We start from the raw sequence: 16,887 nt of genomic DNA on the forward strand, positions 1-16,887 counted from the left end.
AGGTGCAGATGAGCGCGGTGATCCGGTTTCCCTCCCTTCCGCTGGTGGCGCTGCCCGGCGTCTACACCCCCCAGGACGACACCCGCCTGCTGCTGCGGGCCCTGGACCGGGAAGGGGTACGCGCCGGGAGCACGGTGCTGGACCTGGGATCGGGCACGGGGGCGCTCGCGGTGGCGGCGGCGCGATACGGCGCCCGGGTCACCGCCGTCGACATCGCCTGGCCCGCGGTCCTCTCCACCCGCCTCAACGCCTTGCTGTGCCGCCGCCGCGTCCGCGTCCACCGCGGCGATCTGGCCACCGCGCTCCACGGCCGCACCTTCGACGTCCTCGTGACCAACCCGCCCTACGTCCCCGCGCCCGGCGGCCGGCCCGCCCGCGCCGCGGCCCGCGCCTGGGACGCCGGACGCGACGGGCGGCTGCACATCGACCGCATCTGTGACGCGGCCCCCCGCGTACTGCGCCCCGGCGGTGTCCTGCTGATGGTGCACTCCGCCCTCTGCGGCACCCCCGCGACGCTCGCCCGCCTGACCTCGGCGGGCCTTCGGGCCACGGCGGTCGACCGGACGGCGGTCCCGCTCGGCCCGGTGCTGCGCTCCCGGTACGCCTGGCTGCGCCGCGAGGGACTGCTCGGCCCCGCGCAGGAGACGGAGGAGTTGGTGATCATCCGTGCCGAACAGCGCTGAACGCCCCCGCCGCGTCACCCTCACCCGCAACGGCCCGGTCCTCGTGGAGGGCCCGGTCGAGGTGACCGGCGACGACGGGGAGGTGGCCGTCTCCGACCGCTTCACCGTCGCCCTGTGCACCTGCCGCCGCAGCCGCGACTACCCGTGGTGCGACACCAGCCACCGGCGGCAGCCGAAGCCGCCGCCCGGCACGGACCGCACCCCGCCGGCGGCGCCCGGGAGCGGCCCCCGATGACCGCCGACCCCGCCGCCCCGCCCCTGCCCCGGCCGCGCGGACCGCTGTCGGCCGCGGTCATCGCCCGCCTGCGCGAGGGACGCGGCCGCCTCCCGTCCGACGACGACAGCCGCCGCGCCGACCCTTACGGCGCCGATCCGCAGACCGCCCTGTACGTCCTCTACGAACTCCACTACCGCGGCTTCGACGGCGTCGACGACGACCTCGAATGGGAACCGGAACTCCTCGCCGTACGGCGAGGACTGGAGGAGACTTTCCTCGCGGCCCTGCGCGCCGACGTCCCCGCGACCGGCCTGTCCGCCGCACTCTCCACCCTGCTGACCGAACCGGCCACCGACGACGGCACCGACGTCTCCCGCCACCTCCACCGCCGGGGGGACCTCGGCCAGCTGCGGGAGTACGCGGCACTGCGCTCGCTGTACCACCTCAAGGAGGCGGACCCGCACGCCTGGGCGCTGCCGCGGCTGCGCGGACGGGCCAAAGCGGGCCTGGCGGCCATCGAGTTCGACGAGTTCGGCGCCGGCCGCGCCGAGGACATCCACGCCCGGCTCTTCGCCGGCCTCCTGACCGACCTCGGCCTGGCCACCCGCTACGGCCACTACGTCGATCTGGCCCCGGCGGAGGCGCTCACCACCGTCAACCTGATGTCCCTGCTGGGCCTGCACCGTTCGCTGCGCGGAGCGCTCGTCGGCCACTTCGCCACCGTGGAGATCACCTCACCGCCCGGCGCCCGCCGCCTCGCCGAGGCCATGCGCCGCACCGGCGCCGGGCCCGCCGCCGAGCATTTCTACGCCGAACACGTCGTGGCCGACGCCGTCCACGAGCAGGTGGTCCGGCGCGAGGTGATCGGCGGCCTGCTGCGGGAGGAACCCGCGCTCGAAGCCGATGTCGCCTTCGGCATCCACGCCACCGGACACGTCGAGGACCGGCTCGCCCGCCACCTCCTCACCGCCTGGCGGGCGGGCCGCAGCGCCCTGCGCGAGCCGCTGCCGCCCGCCGCGCGGCCACGTCACGACTCCTCGGAGCCGTCCCCGGTTTCACCCTCCTCTTCGTCGTCGTAGCCGGCCCCGTGGCCGCCGTCCGCCTCGGACGGCTCGTCGTCCTCCTCCGGCCCACCGGCCTCGCCGCCCTCGTCCCCCTCGTACTCCTCTTCCGCCTCTTCCTCGTCGTCCCGGAGTCCTTCCTCGTGGGTGCGGACGACCTCGCCGTCACGGATCTCGCCGCGCCAGCCCTCGGCCTCCCCGTCCCCGGCGAAGGTCACGTACCGCTGGAAGTGCTTGAGGTCCAGTCGCAGGCGGCGGCCCTGCGCGCGCCAGATGTTGCCGGTCTTCTCGAAGAATCCGGCGGGGGTGTATTCGACGACGGCGATGACCCGGGTCAAGGTCGGCGCGAGTTCATGGAAGCTGACGGCGCCGTGGGTCGTCCCCTTGGCGCCCTCGGAGGTCCACACGATCCGGTCATCGGGTATCTGCTCCGTGACCGTGGCCCGCCAACTGCGCTGGGAGAAAGCGATTTTGACCTTCCAGTCGCTGTCGGTCTCATCCTTCTGCGAAACGCCGGTGACCCCCTTGGTGAAGGAACTGAATTCCTCGATCTCGGTCCACCGGTCGTACACCGTCCGCAGGGGCACCCCGATATCGACGGACTCCACGATATTGGTCACCTTCGCATTCCCGGATTTTCCGCCACCGCCCCCGAAGGCGTTCTTGACCGAGTCCACCACCTTGTCCTTGACCGTGCCGGCCTTCTCCCCCACGAACGCCTTCACCGGATTCTCGCCACCGAGCACCCGTTTCCCGATCTCGACGAGATCACCCCCGCCGTCCCCGGCCGTGTCCTGGAGCCCCTGCGTGAGATCGGTCAGTTTCCCGGCGGCCGAATCGGCCATCCGCCGGCCCCGCGCCGTGAGATAGGCGGTCAACTGCTCCTTGAACTGATCCAGACCGGATACTTTCCCGTCCGTCGGGTTGCGCTCGTTCTTCGTCATGAGAGCTACCTCCTACGGCTGTGACGGGCCGGGGCCTTCTTCGCGGCCGGCTTTTTGGCGGCGGGCTCCCTTTCCGCGGACTTCTCCGCCGTCCCCTTCTCCGCAGCGGCCTTCCCCTTTTCACCGGCTTCGGTCCGCTTTTTCCGCGGACGTTTTCGAGCCTCCTGGGTCCTCCTCGCTCCGGCCTCCTCGCCGTTGTCCCCGGTCGTGTTCTCCGCCGCCGCCTCCTCTTTTGCGGCGTCGTCCTCCACCGGCTCCCGCAGGGCCTCGGTGCGCTGCTGCAACACGCCGGCGAGAGAAGCGAGACTGCGGTCCGCGGTGGCCGACAGGGCGGTGCGTCCGGCCTCCAGCACTTCGCCCCGGGCCTGTTCGATCAGCGGTGCGAACTGCGGGTTCTCTGCCAATTTCCGCATGCCCAGACCGACGGCCTCCCGTGGGTCGAGGGGAATGTGACGGCCCGCCACCAATGAGGCGAGGCCGATGGCCAGTTTTCCCTTCCTGGTCCTGCCCAGGAGATATCCGGCCGCGAGGGCGGCGGTGAGAGAGACTTTCGTACCGTTGTCCATGAGTGCCTCCCAAGAACGGAGGGAACGGCCTTGGGGCCTGGCGCACAGGGGCGTTCCGTCCGGCCCCGGCCCGGTTTCCGTATGCGTCCGGCCCTCCTTTCCCCGGCTGTTCCTGTGGTGGTCGCCGGCTATTCCTGCGGGGGCAGCAACGGACCGAGAGGCCCCAGATCCACATTGAGATCCCGCATCGACAGGCCGTACCGGTCGCAGAGTTCCGCCATGCGGCTGTGCAGAATCATCAGCGTCGAGCCCAGCCGTTCCTCCTGTTCCTCGGTGAGATCCCCGGCGTCCACCCGCCGCAGCGCCTGGCGCTCCATGAGCTGCCGCAGCAGTTCGACGAGGGTGAGGACGAGCCGGATCAGGTCCCGTTCGACGGTGTCGGGGTCGGCGCTGACCCGGTGGGCCGGGCGGCGCGTCCGGTCACCGGCGCCCGCGGTCTCCCCGGGCGCGGGCAGGAGCCGGAACGCGCGGGCCGCCGCGTCGGCGACATCGTCGAAGCGCTCCCGCGGACCGCGCCCTTCACCCCTCATGGCCGTCACGTACGGGCGGGAGGGGCGGCCACGGAACGGGGGTCTGTTCGCTGACGGAGGCGATCAGCGCGTTGAGCGAGACGCGGACCAGATCGATGCCGGCGATCGAGAGCACCAGATCGCCGGTGAGGACCACACCGCCGCTGAGCAGCCGGTCCAGCAGATCGATCAGCGCGACCTGCCGGTCGGGCAACGGCCCTTCCGAAGCGGTCGGCGTCCCGTCCACCGCCCTCATGGCGCCTCTCCCGCCTCCGGCCCGGCATCGGGCGAGGTGGCGAAGGAGTACGGGGCCCACGGCCCGGTGACCTCGACCCGGACGCCGGGCGCGCCTTCCGCGGCCCGCAGCACCTCGGCGGGGAAGACGTCCGCGGCCTCCCGGGGAACGAGATAGGCGTCGTTGACGACGTTCTCCCCGGGGCCGCGGGCCAGCTCGCCCTGCTGCGGCCGGTGCCGCGCCCGGCCGGCCGCGTGGCGGTGCGCGGCGGTTTCCACGTCCCGCGCCACCCGCTCGGCCTCCCGGTACGCGTCCTCACGGGCGTGCCGCTGGGCCCTGCGCCGGCTGAGGTAGGCGCGCCCCGGGCTCAGCTCCGCCCCGGCGGACGGCGCGGCGGCAGCGGCCTTGGCCGGGGCGTCGACGTAGATCTTGACGCCCCACTCGACCTGACCGGCCAGTTCGGACAGCCGCGCGGCGAACTCCTCCCGGCCGGCCGCCAGCATCAGCCGTACGCGCTCCTCGTCGAGGTAGACCGTGGCCAGCCGGAGCGGCAGGACGGTGTGCCGCAGGGCCAGCGCCTCGATGACGCGGTGGTGGGCGCGGGCGACCTCCTCCAGCCACGCCAGGTCCTCCAGACGGGCCCGGAGCGCCTCCTCGCGGAAGTCCCGGGCCGGCACCGGACTCACCGCGGCCACGGCGTCATCGCCCCGCACCGCCCGCACCAGCCGCACCGGCGCCTGAGCCACCCCCGTCACCCCGGCCAGTTCCGTCGCCAGTGTTCCGTCGGGACCCCGCGCGACGGCGTACGCGTACAGGAGGGACCCGGTCATGTCCCGCCCCGCCTTCTGCCGCGGGGCTCGGGCCCGGCCGCCCGCCGGCTGTGTGCGGCCCGGGACGGGAGCGCGTCGCGTTGCCGGGCGCGACGGCTCTCGGCGGGCTCGTCCGGCGGCAGCTCGGTCCTCTCCCGCAACGCCTCGACCTCGGCACGCAGCCGCGCGTTCTCGTCGGCGAGGGCCCGGGAGCCGCCGGAGGCCCGCGAGGAGAGCGCGGGATCGTGCTCCCACCAGTCGATGCCCATCTCCTTCGCCTTGTCCACCGAGGCGACCAGCAGGCGCAGTTTGATGGTGAGCAGTTCGATGTCGAGAAGGTTGATCTGGATGTCGCCCGCGATGACGATCCCCTTGTCGAGAACTCGCTCCAGGATGTCGGCGAGATTCGCCGACGACCCCTGTCCGTACGGGGCGGCCCGGGACGGGGATTCGCTCATCCTGCGGGGGACGGGGGCGGTCACGGCGGCATCACCCCGTATCGCGGTGCGGGTCGGCCCGGACCTGCGGATCGGTCCGGAAAGGGGCCGGGTCGGTCTGGAAATGGGCCCGGATCTCTTCGAGCCGGTCCAGCAGGTCGTCCTCACGCCGGTCGAATTCCGCCTCGTCGATCTCGCCCGCCAGGAGCTGTCGCTCCAGCGCGGCGAGTTCCCGCTCGACGGGCCCGGGGTCGTAGTAACGCTCCTCCGCGGCCTCGACCGCGCGTTCCACGACCCACACCACGCCGCGCACCGGCGCCAGCGGAAGGGTGGCGATCTGCGTCAACAGGCCCATGGGGGCTCCCTAGACGAAACTGTAGGCGGGCAGCGGGCCACGCAGCCGGAGCGCGACGTCGTCGCCCAGCTCGGCCGAGAGGTTCCGTACCGCGGTACGGAGGTCCTCCTCTTTCTCCCGGTCCACCAGGAAGGACACGCTCAGGAAGTCGTCGCCGGGCGGCGGTGAGACGTTCTCCTCGCGGGCGAGAGGACGCAGCGCCCCGAGCACGGTGGCGGCGAGCCGGTCCTGGCGCAGCCGCACCTCCCGGGCGACCAGTTCACCGAGGGCGAGCGGCAGGTCCGGGCCGCCCGTGCCGCTTCTGATCCGTTCGTTGAGCGCCCGCGCCTCGTCGGACTCCGCGAGCACCTCGCGCAGCAGCGCGTCCTCGTCCCGGGCGGCCTTGAGGTGGTACTCGACGCGGCCCTCCACCGCCCGCAGCCGTTCGGTGAACGTGTCGGCGTGTTCCCGGAGCACCGCGCGGACGGCCTCGTCGTCCTCGGCGGTGAAGCCGAACTGCAGGGGCAGGACCGGGCCTTCGGCCAGCAGGTGCTCCTGGACGTCCTGGTGCGCGGCGAGGTCGCGGCGTTTGGGGCGCAGGCCCTTTGGGGCGTCGCTGACCACGGCCGACAGTTCGCCGTCGCGCACCGTGCGCAGCGTGGCCGGCGGGTCACCCACCCCCGGCAGACCGTCCAGGCGCTGCGGATGCGCGGAGGCGACGACGGAGTAGACGTACACGGTCATGGTTCAGCCCCCTCGGCGCGGGCTCGGCCGGGGCGCCGGCCGGGAGCGCTTCCGTACGGGTTCCTTCTCCGGCTCCTCCTCGGCCTCCTCCTCGGGGTCCGCGCCGCCCTTCTTGAGGGCTCCGGTGATCGCTTCCGCGGCGCCGCTCAGGGCGCCTTTGGCCTTGCCGTGCGAGCCGCCCTCCGTGATGTCGCCGACGAGATCCGTCAGCTCCTGGGGCTTCTTGGCACCGGCCTCCAGATCGAGGCGGTTGCACGCCTCGGCGAAGCGCAGATAGGTGTCGACGCTGGCGACGACGACCCGGGCGTCGATCTTGAGGATCTCGATGCCCACCAGCGAGACGCGCACGAAGGCGTCGATGACCAGGCCACGGTCGAGGATCAGATCGAGAATGTCGTAGAGATTTCCGGAATTCGCTCCGCCTCCTCGCGCCACGGCTCCTCCGCTTTGCGGCACCACAGTCACGGTGGCTCCTTTCCGGGCCCCGTCTCCGGCCGCCCGGCGACGCCGCCCGTAGGCGTACGGATCGCCGCGGTGACCGGGCCGGGTCCTACATGTGCGGGTCGATCTGCCCTCGGGTGTAGCGGCGGACGCGCTCGTAGGCCACCAGTCCGCCCTCCTCGTCCAGCGCCACCCGGTAGCTGGCCAGCACGCTCGTGGTATCCGGCACCCGCTCCACCTCCACGACCTCCACGGCCGCCTCCCAGCCCTCCTCGGTCGGCTTGACCGTGGAGACACTTTCGGGGGCCCGCCCCAGCAGCTCCTGCAGCTGCTCGACCGCGTACCGCATGGCGCGTGCGGCCGTGACGCGGTGCGTCGTGCGGTTTTTGCCGGTGTCGTCCGCCCGCCGGCCGGCCGGAGCGTCGGCGGACTCCTCGGCGGCCCGTCCGCCGGTGGCGCGCCGGGTCCGCTCGGTCTCGTCCTCTTCTTCTGCGGCCATACTTTCCGCTCCGCTGTCGGAGACAACGGGATATTTCTCCCGTAAATGCGCAAAGCGCCATTCCATCGTACTCCGGCGTGCGCCCCGGTTCTCCGGCAGTACGATGCCGCGGGCCAGGAGCGATCTCCGTTGATTCACCGGCCAGTTCGGCACGCCCGGCATCCGCGCCGCGGGCGGCGAGCGTGATCATTTCCGACGTCTCCGGTACCGGCGGGGCCGCCCGCCAGGAGGCACGCCACAGCGGTACGGACCGGGGCGGCGGCAGGGCGCCGCGCGCCGGGGCGCGGGCGCGGAACCGGCCGCCGGTCCGCTCGACGCGGACGGGCCGGGGGAGGGGCGGAAGCGGACTCAGACCCCGCCCGCCGGGCCGGGTGCGGCGTCGGTGAGGGCGCGCAGGCCGCGGACCAGGCCGGCGCGGATGTCGGCGGGCAGCGTGCCCACCAGCGCGGCGATCTCACGGTGGCGGTACGCGAGGACCGCGCCGACCAGCTCGGTGCCGGTGTCGGTGAGGCGCAGGGCGACCTCGCGGCGGTTGTCCGGATTGATCCTGCGGTCGACGAAGCCGCCGGAGACCAGCCGGTCGATCATCCGCATCGCCGTGGAGGCGTTCACATCCAACGTGGCGGCCAGTTCGGCCAGTTTGACCGGCCCGCACTCGTCGAGGACGACGAGGGTCCGCAGCTGCGGGAGGGTGAGGGTGCTGCCCGCCCGTGCCAGGGCGCGGGCCGAGACCGCGACCAGGAGGCGGGAGGCGGCCATGACCGCCTCGGTGACCTCGTCCGCCTCCCGGGCGAGCGCCGCGCGGTCACCGCTCTCGCCGTCACCGGAAACGGCAGGCGTACGCCGCCCGGTCTCCCCGCCCATCGCTCGGCCCCCGCCCGTTCACGTCGCCGTCCCTGCCCTGACCGGCAACGTTACCGTGCGGAGGCCGCCGGCCCGTCGCGGCCGGGCGGCGGGCCCGGCGTCAGCGGCGCCGCCCGGGGCCCTTCCGGCGGACCCCGACGGCGGGGTGCCGGTAGGGGACGGCCGGGGTCCGGGAGCGGTAGACGATGTAGGGGCGGACGAGATAGCCGAGCGGTGCGGTGAAGGCGTGCACCAGACGGCTGAACGGCCAGAGCGCGAACAGCGCCATGGCGAGCAGGGCGTGCACCCGGTAGACGAGCGGGGCGTGGGCCATGGCGGCCACGTCCGGGTCGAGGGCGAAGAGGCTGCGGAACCAGACCGAGACGCCGACGCGGTAGTCGTAGGCGTGGGCGGACGCCCCGGTGGCGGTGGCCGTCAGCCCCGCCAGCAGCACCGTCGCCAGCAGCGGATACACGACCCGGTCGCTGCGGGTCGTCGCGGCCCGCACGGCCCGCACCCGCAGCCGGCGGTACAGGAGGACGGCGAGACCCGCGGCGGTGGCGAGCCCGGCGGCACCCCCGGCGAACAGCGCGTTCGCGTGGTACATCGCCTCGCTGACGTGCAGCCGCTCGGTCAGCCACTCCGGGACGAGCAGCCCGGCGACATGACCGGCGACGACGAACAGCAGCCCGTAGTGGAAGAGGGGCCCGCCGATACGGAGCAGGCGGCTCTCGTGCAACTGGCTGGAGCGGGTGGTGAAGCCGAACCGGTCGTAGTGATGACGCCAGGCCGTGCCGCCGATGAGCAGCGCCAGGGTGAGGTAGGGCAGGACGCCCCACAGGGCGATGCGGAGGTGGGTCACCGTCGGGCTCCTCGTTCGCTCGCTTCCGGCCGTGCGGGGAAGGGATCGAGGCCCACGGACTCGGCCGGCGGTCCGTTGCGGGTCAGCCGCCCGGCGGCCTCCCGGCTCGCGGCCGTATCGCCCGGCAGCCGGGCGCAGACGGCCCCGAGCAGGTCCGCGTAGGGGCTGCGGTGGGCGGTCAGGGCGTGCCGGAGGGTTTCGAGGGCGGGGCGGTGGGAGGTCAGCAGGGGGATGCCCGCACCGGGGACGCGGGCGGCGAACTCCAGCATCAGGGGCAGGAAGTCGGGGAGCTCGTCCTCCGGCGGCAGCCAGCCGTGATCGCGGTAGAGCGCCTTGAGCCGGGCGAGGGACGCGCCGCGGCGGCGGGTGTCGCCGTCCGTGTAGTACGTCAGGTACAGGCAGCGGCGCCGGCTGCGGTCGAAGGTGGTGACGTAGCGGGCGGCGAGGGTGAGCGGCGCCGTGCCGTCCGTCCGCGCGCAGAAGCCGAGCAGCAGCGGCGCCTCGGGCAGCGGCACGCGGGCGAGGGCGGCGCGGACCGCGCGTACCCGGTCCGGCCAGTCCTGTTCGGGATGGCCCAGGAGCAGCGCGACGGACTGGAAGAGGGCGGAGTCGGTCATCGCCGCCGCTCCCCGCCGCGCGGGAAGAGACCCTCGGGGCGTCCCACGCCGTTCCAGTTCAGGAGGTCGAGGCGGCCGCGCAGACCGCCGCTCGGGCCGGCGGGGGCGGTGGGCGGGGCGTGGAAGGCGCCCGCGTCGAAGCCGTCCGGCATCATCCCCGGACCGCCGTCGGTGTCGAGGCTGCATCCGCCGGGGGCACCGGCGTCGGGGACGGAGCCCTGGTAGCCGGTGGGGATGACGTAGCGCTCGTCGTACTTGGCGACGGCCAGCAGCCGGTACAGGTCGAGGACGTCGGTCTCCGTCATGCCGACGGCGGTGGCGATGGCCGGGTCCTGCTCCTCGCCGAGGTTGACGCGCCGCATGTGGGCGCGCATCGCGGCGAGCCGGCACAGGGCCGCCTCCACCGGCTGAGGGTCACCGGCCGTGAACAGGTGGGCGAGGTACTCCACCGGGATGCGCAGCGCGTCGATCGCGCCGAACAGCCCGGCCGGCTCCTCACCGTCGTGCCCGGTCGCGGTCAGCGCGTCCACCACCGGCGACAGCGGGGGAACGTACCAGACCATCGGCATCGTGCGGTACTCGGGATGCAGCGGCAGCGCCACCCGGAAACGGCTGATCAGGGCGTGGACGGGGGAGCGGCGGGCGGCCTCGATCCAGTCGTGCGGGATGCCCGACTCCTCGGCGTCGCGGGCGACTTCGGGGTCGTCGGGGTCGAGGAAGCAGCCGAGCTGTGCCTCGTAGAGATCCTGTGCGTTCTCCCGGGACGCGGCCTCGCCGACCTTCTCCGGGTCGTAGAGCATGACGCCGAGGTAGCGCAGCCGCCCCACGCAGGTCTCGGAGCAGACCGTCGGCTCGCCCGCCTCGATCCGCGGGTAGCAGAAGGTGCACTTCTCGGCCTTGCCGGTGGCGTGGTTGAAGTAGACCTTCTTGTACGGGCAGCTGCTCACGCACATCCGCCAGCCGCGGCAGCGGTCCTGGTCGACGAGGACGATGCCGTCCTCCACCCGCTTGTACAGCGCTCCCGAGGGGCAGGCCGCGACGCAGGACGGGTTGAGGCAGTGCTCGCAGATGCGCGGCAGATGGAACATGAACGCCTGCTCGTACTCCAGGCGCACCCGGTCGTTCATCGCCCGCAGTACGGGGTCGGCGGCGAGCCGGTCGGGGCCGCCGCCGAGATCGTCGTCCCAGTTGGGGCCCCCGGTGACGGCGGTCGGGGTGCCGTCGGTCAGGGAGCGGGGCGGGGCGGTGGGGACGTCGTCGCCGAGCGGGGCGGTGGTGAGGATCTCGTAGTCGTAGGTCCAGGGCTGGTAGTAGTCGTCGAGGGTGGGGAGTTCGGGGTTGGCGAAGAGCCGGGCGAGGCGGCGGGCGCGGCCTCCGGCGCGGGGGACGAGGCGGCCGTGCCGGAGCCGCCAGCCGCCCTTCCAGGTCTCCTGGTCCTCGTAGCCGCGGGGATAGCCCTGGCCGGGGCGGGTCTCGACGTTGTTGAACCAGGCGTATTCGGTGCCGGTGCGGTTGGTCCAGGTCTGTTTGCAGGTGACGGAGCAGGTGTGGCAGCCGATGCACTTGTCGAGGTTCATGACCATGGCGACCTGGGCCATGACCCGGCGGCGGGTCCCGGCGCCGGCGGTGCGTTGACGGGTACGGGTGCGGTTGCGGGCCATGTCAGTACTCCACGTTCTGGGAGCGGCGGCGGATCGTCGTGACGGCGTCGCGTTGATTGCCGGTGGGGCCGTAGTAGTTGGGGGCGAACGACAGCTGGCCGTAGCCGCCGATGAGATGGGTCGGTTTGATCAGGAGCTTGGTGAGGGAGTTGTGGACGCCGCCGCGCCGGCCGGTCGCCTCGGACCGGGGAACGTTCACCAGCCGTTCCTGGACGTGATACAGGAAGACCGTGCCGGCCGGCATGCGGTGGGAGACGACCGCGCGGGCGACGACCACGCCGTTGGCGTTGACCGCCTCCACCCAGTCGTTGTCGTCGGCGCCGATCGCCCCGGCGTCCTGCGGGCTCATCCAGATCACCGGGCCGCCCCGGGAGAGGGTCTGCATGAGCAGGTTCTCCTGGTACTCGGAGTGGATGGACCACTTGGAGTGCGGGGTGAGGTAGCGGACGGTCACCGCGCGGCCGTCCCGCCCACCGGCGCCCGGACCCGACTCGCCCAGTTCCGCGAGGTTCAGCGGCGGCCGGTAGACGGGGAGTTGTTCGCCCAGTTCGGCCATCCAGTCGTGGTCGAGGTAGAAGTGCTGGCGGCCGGTGAGGGTGTGCCACGGCTTGTGGTGCTCGGTGTTGACGGTGAAGGGCGAGTAGCGGCGCTCCGGCGCCTCCTTGCCGGACCATTCGAAGCTGGCGCCCACCTGCACCGGCCGCGCCTGGGTGTCGGAGAAGAGCACCCGGCGTTCGGCGGCCGACGCCGCGAGGTCGCCGAATCCGGCGCGGGAGCCGACGCGGTCGCCGAGCCGGCCGAAGCCCTCGGCGGCCAGCCGGCCGTTGGTCGTGCCGGACAGGGCCAGGATCGCCTCGCACATCTTGACGTCGGTGTCGAGCAGCGGCCGGCCCATGGCCGCGCCGGAGCGGGCGGTGCCGCAGCGGGCGGCCAGCCAGGACGCCTCCGGACCGGGCCGCACCGTCACGCCCTTGACCGTCATCCCGCGCTCCTCGGCGAGCGGACCGAAGGCGGCCAGCCGGTCGGCGACGGCGGTGTAGTCGCGCTCCACCAGCGTCACCTCGGGTGCGTTGCGGCCCGGTTCGGGCGGCGTCGGCCCGGTACGCCAGTCGTCGACGCGGCCGCCGGGCTGGGCCGTCTCCCCTTCCGTGTCGTGGTGCAGGGCGGTGGCCACCAGGTCGTACGCCACGTCGAGGCGGCCGCGGGCGAGATCGGCGACCTTGCGGGCCAGGCCGTGGAAGATCTCGAAGTCGGTGCGGGCCTGCCAGGGCGGGTCGATCGCGGGGCTGAAGGCGTGCACGTAGGGGTGCATGTCCGTGCTGGACAGGTCGTGCTTCTCGTACCAGGTGGCCGCGGGCAGGACCAGGTCGGAGAAGAGGGTGGTGGAGGTCATCCGGAAGTCGAGGGTGAGCAGCAGGTCGAGCTTGCCGGGCGGCGGATCGTCACGCCAGGTGACGGTGCGGGGGCGCCGGCCGGGCGGGGCCTCGTCGGCGGTGGCGGCGTCCCGGGAGCCCAGGAGGTGGCGGAGGAAGTACTCGTTGCCCTTGGCGGAGGAGCCGATGAGGTTGGCGCGCCACACGGTGAGCACCCGGGGCCAGTTGCGCGGTGCGTCGGGATCCTGGCAGGCGAAGTCCAGCTCGCCCGAGGCGAGGCGTTCGGCGACCCAGTCGCGGGCCTCGCGGCCGCTCTCACGGATCCGGCGCCCGAGGTCGAGGGGGTTGGCGGAGAACGTCGGGTACGACGGCATCCAGCCGAGCCGCGCGGACTGCGCCACCAGATCGGCGGTGTGCTGCCCGGTGAAGAGGCCGCGGCCGGTGGGCGAGGCCAGGGCGTCGGCGGCGTACGACTCGTGACGCCACTGCCCGGTGTGCAGGTACCAGTACGGGGTGCCGGCCATCTGCCGGGAGGGGCGGACCCAGTCGGCGGCGGAGGACAGCTGCTGCCAGCCGGTGTAGGGCCGCACCTTCTCCTGGCCGACGTAGTGGGCCCAGCCGCCGCCGTTGACGCCCTGGCAACCGGTGAGCAGGAGCAGGGAGAGGAACGAGCGGTAGATGGTGTCGGAGTGGAACCAGTGGTTGGTGCCGGCGCCCATCACGATCATGGCGCGGCCGCGGCTCTGCTCCGCGGTACGGGCGAACTCCCGCGCCACCCGGACCGCCGCGGCGGCCGGGACGGAGGTGATCTCCTCCTGCCAGGCCGGGGTGCCGGGCGCGGCGGCGTCCTCGTAACCGGCGGGCCACCGCCCCGCCAGACCCGGACGGGCGACCGCGTACCCGGCGAGCAGCAGATCGAAGACGGTGGTGACCGTGCGCCCGCCGATCTGCCGTACCGGCACGCCGCGGACCACGGTGCGGCCCGGCTCGTCGAACCTGGGCAGCACCACCTCGGCGCCGCTCGCCGGGCCGTCCCGGTGTCCGTGGAAGGAGAGCAGCGGGTCGATGCCGTCGAGGTCGAGGTTCCACCGGCCCTCGCCGCCCTTGGCCCACCGGTCGCCCAGTGTGCCCTTCGGGACGACGACGTCCTCGGTGTCCGCGTCGACGAGCACCGGCATCCAGCGCCGGGCCGCGGCGTCGGCGTGCGGCGCGGTCCCGAGGTCGGCGGCGGTGAGGAACTTCCCCGGCACGTACCGGCCGTCGTCGCGCTTCTCCAGGGCGACGAGGAAGGGCAGGTCGGTGAAGCGCTTCACGTAGTCGGTGAAGTAGGGGACCTGCCGCTCGACGAAGAACTCGGTGAGCACCACATGGCCCATCGCCATGGCCAGGGCGCCGTCGGTGCCCGGGTGCGGGTGCAGCCATTCGTCGGCGAACTTCGTGGCGTCGGCGTAGTCGGGCGAGACCACGACGACCTTCTGGCCCCGGTAGCGGGCCTCGGTCATCCAGTGCGCGTCCGGGGTGCGGGTGACGGGGACGTTGGAGCCCCACAGCATCAGATAGGCGGCGTCCCACCAGTCCCCGGACTCCGGTACGTCGGTCTGGTCGCCGAAGACCTGCGGGGAGGCGATCGGGAGGTCGGCGTACCAGTCGTAGAACGAGATCATGGGCGCGCCGATGAGGGAGTGGTAGCGCGCGCCGACGGCGTGGGAGGCCATCGACATGGCGGGGATGGGGGAGAACCCGGCGATGCGGTCGGGGCCGTACTCCGCGAGGGTGTGCACCTGGGCCGCGGCCGCGATCTCCAGCGCCTCGTCCCAGCCGATCCGGACGAGTCCGCCGTGGCCGCGCGCCGACTGGTAGCGGCGCCGCCGCTCCGGATCCGAGGTGACCTCCGCCCAGGCCGCGACGGGGTCGCCGCCGAGCCGCCGCTTCGCCTCGCGGTACATCTCCACGAGAACGCCGCGGGCCATGGGGTGGCGCACCCGGGTCGGTGAGTAGGTGTACCAGGAGAACGAGGCGCCGCGAGGGCAGCCGCGGGGTTCGTACTCGGGCCGGTCGGGGCCCACCGAGGGGTAATCGGTCTGCTGGGTCTCCCAGGTGATCAGACCGTCCTTGACGTAGACCTTCCAGGAGCACGAGCCGGTGCAGTTCACGCCGTGGGTGGAGCGCACGACCCTGTCGTGGGCCCAACGGTCGCGGTAGGGGCTGTCGTTGACGCTCTGGTCCGAACGGTCGACGGCGCGCAGATCGGCGGTGGCCGGCGCCCTCCGTAACAACTGCCCCGCGCGGAAGAGCTGTTCGGTCACCTCGGACACCGCGCGTGCCGCCTCGGCCTTGGCCTTTCCTCGTCCTCGTACCACGTTCACCGCTCTCTCGCGCACACGGCAGAGCAGCGCCGGCCGGAGGCGGGCGCTCTCACTTGCCCGCCCAGCATGCCGCCGTCGGCCGCTCGGAATTCACCTCATCCCGGGCATTTGGCGAGAGGTGGCCAGACCTTTCCTTGCACTTTGCAATACTTGTCATCCGCATATGTTTTGTCGTACGCACAAGCTTTCGGGAACGGGGAGCGCGTACGCCCCGCACGGCGACGGCCTCCGCCTCACCCACCGGGCGGGGCGGAGGCCGTCACCTCCTCGAAGCGCTCCTCACGCCGGCGTCAGAAGCCCCGCGTGGTGCCGCTCGGCGACCAGGGGGTGGGCGCGGAGCTTGCCCTTCAGCTCGTTGTAGCCGTACTCCGCGAAGAGCGGGTTGTCCGGCGTCTGCGCGACACCGGGAGCCGACGCGGCGTACGGGAAGACGAGGGGCCGGACACGGGCGTCCAGACGGGGGTTGTAGAAGAACGGCACGGAGAACCGCTCGGTGGTGCCGGGAGGCGAGACGACCCGGTGGTTGGTCGCCCGCAGATAGCCGTTGGTGGCGACCTCCAGCAGCTCGCCGAGGTTGACGACGAAGGCGCCGGGGAGCGGCGGTACGGCGTGGAAGAGCCCGTCCTCCCGCTGGACCTGAAGGCCCCCGATCCGGTCCTGGAGCAGCAGCGTCAAGAAGCCGTAGTCCTTGTGGGCGCCGACGCCCTGATCCGCGCCGTCCCCGGCGCCGCCCGGGTAGCGGACGAGTTTGAGATGCGGGTGGGCGTGCGCGCCGAAGATGCCGTCGTAGAAAGCGGGGTCGGCGCCGATCGCGGCGAGCAGTTCGTGCAGCAGCTTCCCGGCGACGCCGCTGAGCCGCTCGACCCACCGCAGGGCGGCCGTCCGCAACTCCGGCAGCGCGACGGGCCACTGGTTGGGCCCCTGGAGCCACCAGTACGCGGGCTCACCGGGCCCCGGTGCGCGGACCGGCCGCTCGGCGCCGATGTCCAGCTGGTCCCGCCAGTCCCGCCGCCCGCCGGTGCGCTCGTCGCCGGTCCGGGTGTAGCCGCGGAAGTGCGGTGAGTTCACGTTGTCGATCGCCAGCCGCTGCTCCTCGGGCAGCGCGAAGAACCGCCGCGCTGCGCTGAGCAGCCGCTGTGCCTCGTCGTCGCCGATCCCGTGCCCGGTCAGCTGGAAGAACCCCACGTCGTGCGCGGCACCGTGCAGCTGCGCGTGCAGCCGGGCCCGCGCCCGGGGGCCGCGGTCGGCGGCGGAGAGGTCGATGACCGGCAGTTGCCGGTGCGACGCGTGCGGGTTCGGCAGGGGCGTCGTCGATACGTTCGTCATGATGCGTCCGCAGGGTGTACGGGGCGCCCGTACACCGCCGGGGTGTGGCGGGGCCGGGGCCTGAGGAAGGTGAGGTGTACGGCTGAGGAGCGGCCGGAACGGCGCGGGAAAAAGGCGGGCCGGACCGCTCAGAAGGAGCGTCGACAGCCCGTGCTCGTGACGCGGACGTAGTCCACGTGGCGGCGGCGAACGAGCGGGATCATGCGTTCAGCGTACTGCGCACCCCGGAATCCGGACATGACGCAGGTCACCGGCGGCCCGTGACCGAGCTGTCCGACGATGCGGGAGACGCCACCGGTGCTCGGGCGGGGCGGAGGCGTACCGTACGCCCCGGCCTTCCCGCGGGCGCGCCCGCGGCGC

Annotated in this window: 19 protein-coding genes; 3 read left to right on the forward strand and 16 right to left on the reverse strand. The window is 73.1% G+C overall.

The genetic code is table 11. The annotated features are described in order from the left end of the window. The first annotated feature begins 8 nt into the window (after positions 1–8). Genes ACZ4M8_RS12690 through ACZ4M8_RS12700 form a run of 3 tightly spaced genes read left to right on the forward strand, consistent with a single transcriptional unit; the run spans position 9 to position 1,979 of the window. The gene (locus ACZ4M8_RS12690; RefSeq protein WP_467606191.1) at positions 9–683 is read left to right on the forward strand and encodes a HemK2/MTQ2 family protein methyltransferase; all 675 of its coding nucleotides are present in this window, start codon (positions 9–11) and stop codon (positions 681–683) included. Next, positions 667–918 carry a CDGSH iron-sulfur domain-containing protein gene (locus ACZ4M8_RS12695; RefSeq protein WP_399096083.1) on the forward strand — a complete coding sequence of 84 codons (252 nt, stop codon included), beginning with the start codon at positions 667–669 and terminating at the stop codon, positions 916–918. The genes ACZ4M8_RS12690 and ACZ4M8_RS12695 overlap by 17 nt, the downstream gene beginning before the upstream one ends. Then, entirely contained in the window at positions 915–1,979 is a 1,065-nt protein-coding gene (locus ACZ4M8_RS12700) for an iron-containing redox enzyme family protein (RefSeq protein ID WP_467606192.1), read from the forward strand. Before ACZ4M8_RS12695 ends, ACZ4M8_RS12700 begins: the two co-directional genes overlap by 4 nt. On the opposite strand, the gene ACZ4M8_RS12705 is transcribed toward ACZ4M8_RS12700, so the two are convergent. The 16 genes from ACZ4M8_RS12705 to ACZ4M8_RS12780 all read right to left on the reverse strand — a co-directional run bounded on the left by ACZ4M8_RS12705 (position 1,928) and on the right by ACZ4M8_RS12780 (position 16,527). After that, the gene (locus ACZ4M8_RS12705; protein ID WP_467606194.1) at positions 1,928–2,905 is read right to left on the reverse strand and encodes an SRPBCC family protein; all 978 of its coding nucleotides are present in this window, start codon (positions 2,903–2,905) and stop codon (positions 1,928–1,930) included. The genes ACZ4M8_RS12700 and ACZ4M8_RS12705 overlap by 52 nt on opposite strands. Positions 2,906–2,910: 5 nt before the next feature. Further along, positions 2,911–3,471, reverse strand: coding sequence for a hypothetical protein (locus ACZ4M8_RS12710; RefSeq protein WP_467606197.1), 561 nt, complete (start codon positions 3,469–3,471; stop codon positions 2,911–2,913). Between the two features lie 128 nt (positions 3,472–3,599). Continuing rightward, entirely contained in the window at positions 3,600–4,001 is a 402-nt protein-coding gene (locus ACZ4M8_RS12715; RefSeq protein WP_467606200.1) for a gas vesicle protein K, read from the reverse strand. Continuing rightward, on the reverse strand, positions 3,991–4,236 hold the full coding sequence (locus tag ACZ4M8_RS12720) for a gas vesicle protein (protein ID WP_467606201.1): 246 nt from the start codon (positions 4,234–4,236) through the stop codon (positions 3,991–3,993). Before ACZ4M8_RS12720 ends, ACZ4M8_RS12715 begins: the two co-directional genes overlap by 11 nt. Beyond that, positions 4,233–5,045 carry a GvpL/GvpF family gas vesicle protein gene (locus ACZ4M8_RS12725; RefSeq protein WP_467606202.1) on the reverse strand — a complete coding sequence of 271 codons (813 nt, stop codon included), beginning with the start codon at positions 5,043–5,045 and terminating at the stop codon, positions 4,233–4,235. Before ACZ4M8_RS12725 ends, ACZ4M8_RS12720 begins: the two co-directional genes overlap by 4 nt. Further along, the gene (locus tag ACZ4M8_RS12730; protein ID WP_467606554.1) at positions 5,042–5,482 is read right to left on the reverse strand and encodes a gas vesicle protein; all 441 of its coding nucleotides are present in this window, start codon (positions 5,480–5,482) and stop codon (positions 5,042–5,044) included. Before ACZ4M8_RS12730 ends, ACZ4M8_RS12725 begins: the two co-directional genes overlap by 4 nt. 31 nt (positions 5,483–5,513) lie before the next feature. Further along, positions 5,514–5,816 (reverse strand): gas vesicle protein GvpG, encoded by a 303-nt coding sequence (locus ACZ4M8_RS12735; RefSeq protein ID WP_467606205.1) that lies wholly within the window; start codon positions 5,814–5,816, stop codon positions 5,514–5,516. A gap of 9 nt (positions 5,817–5,825) precedes the next feature. Further along, positions 5,826–6,539, reverse strand: coding sequence for a GvpL/GvpF family gas vesicle protein (locus ACZ4M8_RS12740; RefSeq protein ID WP_467606207.1), 714 nt, complete (start codon positions 6,537–6,539; stop codon positions 5,826–5,828). Positions 6,540–6,542: 3 nt separating this feature from the next. Next, positions 6,543–7,004 (reverse strand): gas vesicle structural protein GvpA, encoded by a 462-nt coding sequence (locus ACZ4M8_RS12745; RefSeq protein WP_467606208.1) that lies wholly within the window; start codon positions 7,002–7,004, stop codon positions 6,543–6,545. Between the two features lie 85 nt (positions 7,005–7,089). Further along, positions 7,090–7,479 carry a gas vesicle protein GvpO gene (locus ACZ4M8_RS12750; RefSeq protein ID WP_467606209.1) on the reverse strand — a complete coding sequence of 130 codons (390 nt, stop codon included), beginning with the start codon at positions 7,477–7,479 and terminating at the stop codon, positions 7,090–7,092. Between the two features lie 348 nt (positions 7,480–7,827). Then, on the reverse strand, positions 7,828–8,343 hold the full coding sequence (locus tag ACZ4M8_RS12755; RefSeq protein ID WP_467606211.1) for a MarR family winged helix-turn-helix transcriptional regulator: 516 nt from the start codon (positions 8,341–8,343) through the stop codon (positions 7,828–7,830). Positions 8,344–8,443: 100 nt separating this feature from the next. Beyond that, complete coding sequence (gene narI, locus ACZ4M8_RS12760; RefSeq protein ID WP_467606213.1) at positions 8,444–9,184, reverse strand: respiratory nitrate reductase subunit gamma; 741 nt, start codon at positions 9,182–9,184, stop codon at positions 8,444–8,446. Then, positions 9,181–9,801, reverse strand: a complete 621-nt coding sequence (narJ, locus tag ACZ4M8_RS12765) for a nitrate reductase molybdenum cofactor assembly chaperone (protein ID WP_467606215.1) — start codon at positions 9,799–9,801, stop codon at positions 9,181–9,183. The genes narI and narJ overlap by 4 nt, the downstream gene beginning before the upstream one ends. Then, the gene (narH, locus tag ACZ4M8_RS12770; protein ID WP_467606555.1) at positions 9,798–11,399 is read right to left on the reverse strand and encodes a nitrate reductase subunit beta; all 1,602 of its coding nucleotides are present in this window, start codon (positions 11,397–11,399) and stop codon (positions 9,798–9,800) included. The genes narJ and narH overlap by 4 nt, the downstream gene beginning before the upstream one ends. 64 nt (positions 11,400–11,463) lie before the next feature. Further along, positions 11,464–15,141, reverse strand: coding sequence for a nitrate reductase subunit alpha (locus ACZ4M8_RS12775; protein WP_467606558.1), 3,678 nt, complete (start codon positions 15,139–15,141; stop codon positions 11,464–11,466). Between the two features lie 339 nt (positions 15,142–15,480). Continuing rightward, on the reverse strand, positions 15,481–16,527 hold the full coding sequence (locus tag ACZ4M8_RS12780) for an isopenicillin N synthase family dioxygenase (protein WP_467606216.1): 1,047 nt from the start codon (positions 16,525–16,527) through the stop codon (positions 15,481–15,483). Positions 16,528–16,887: the final 360 nt, after the last annotated feature.

Source organism: Streptomyces sp. NPDC027185, from assembly GCF_055567035.1.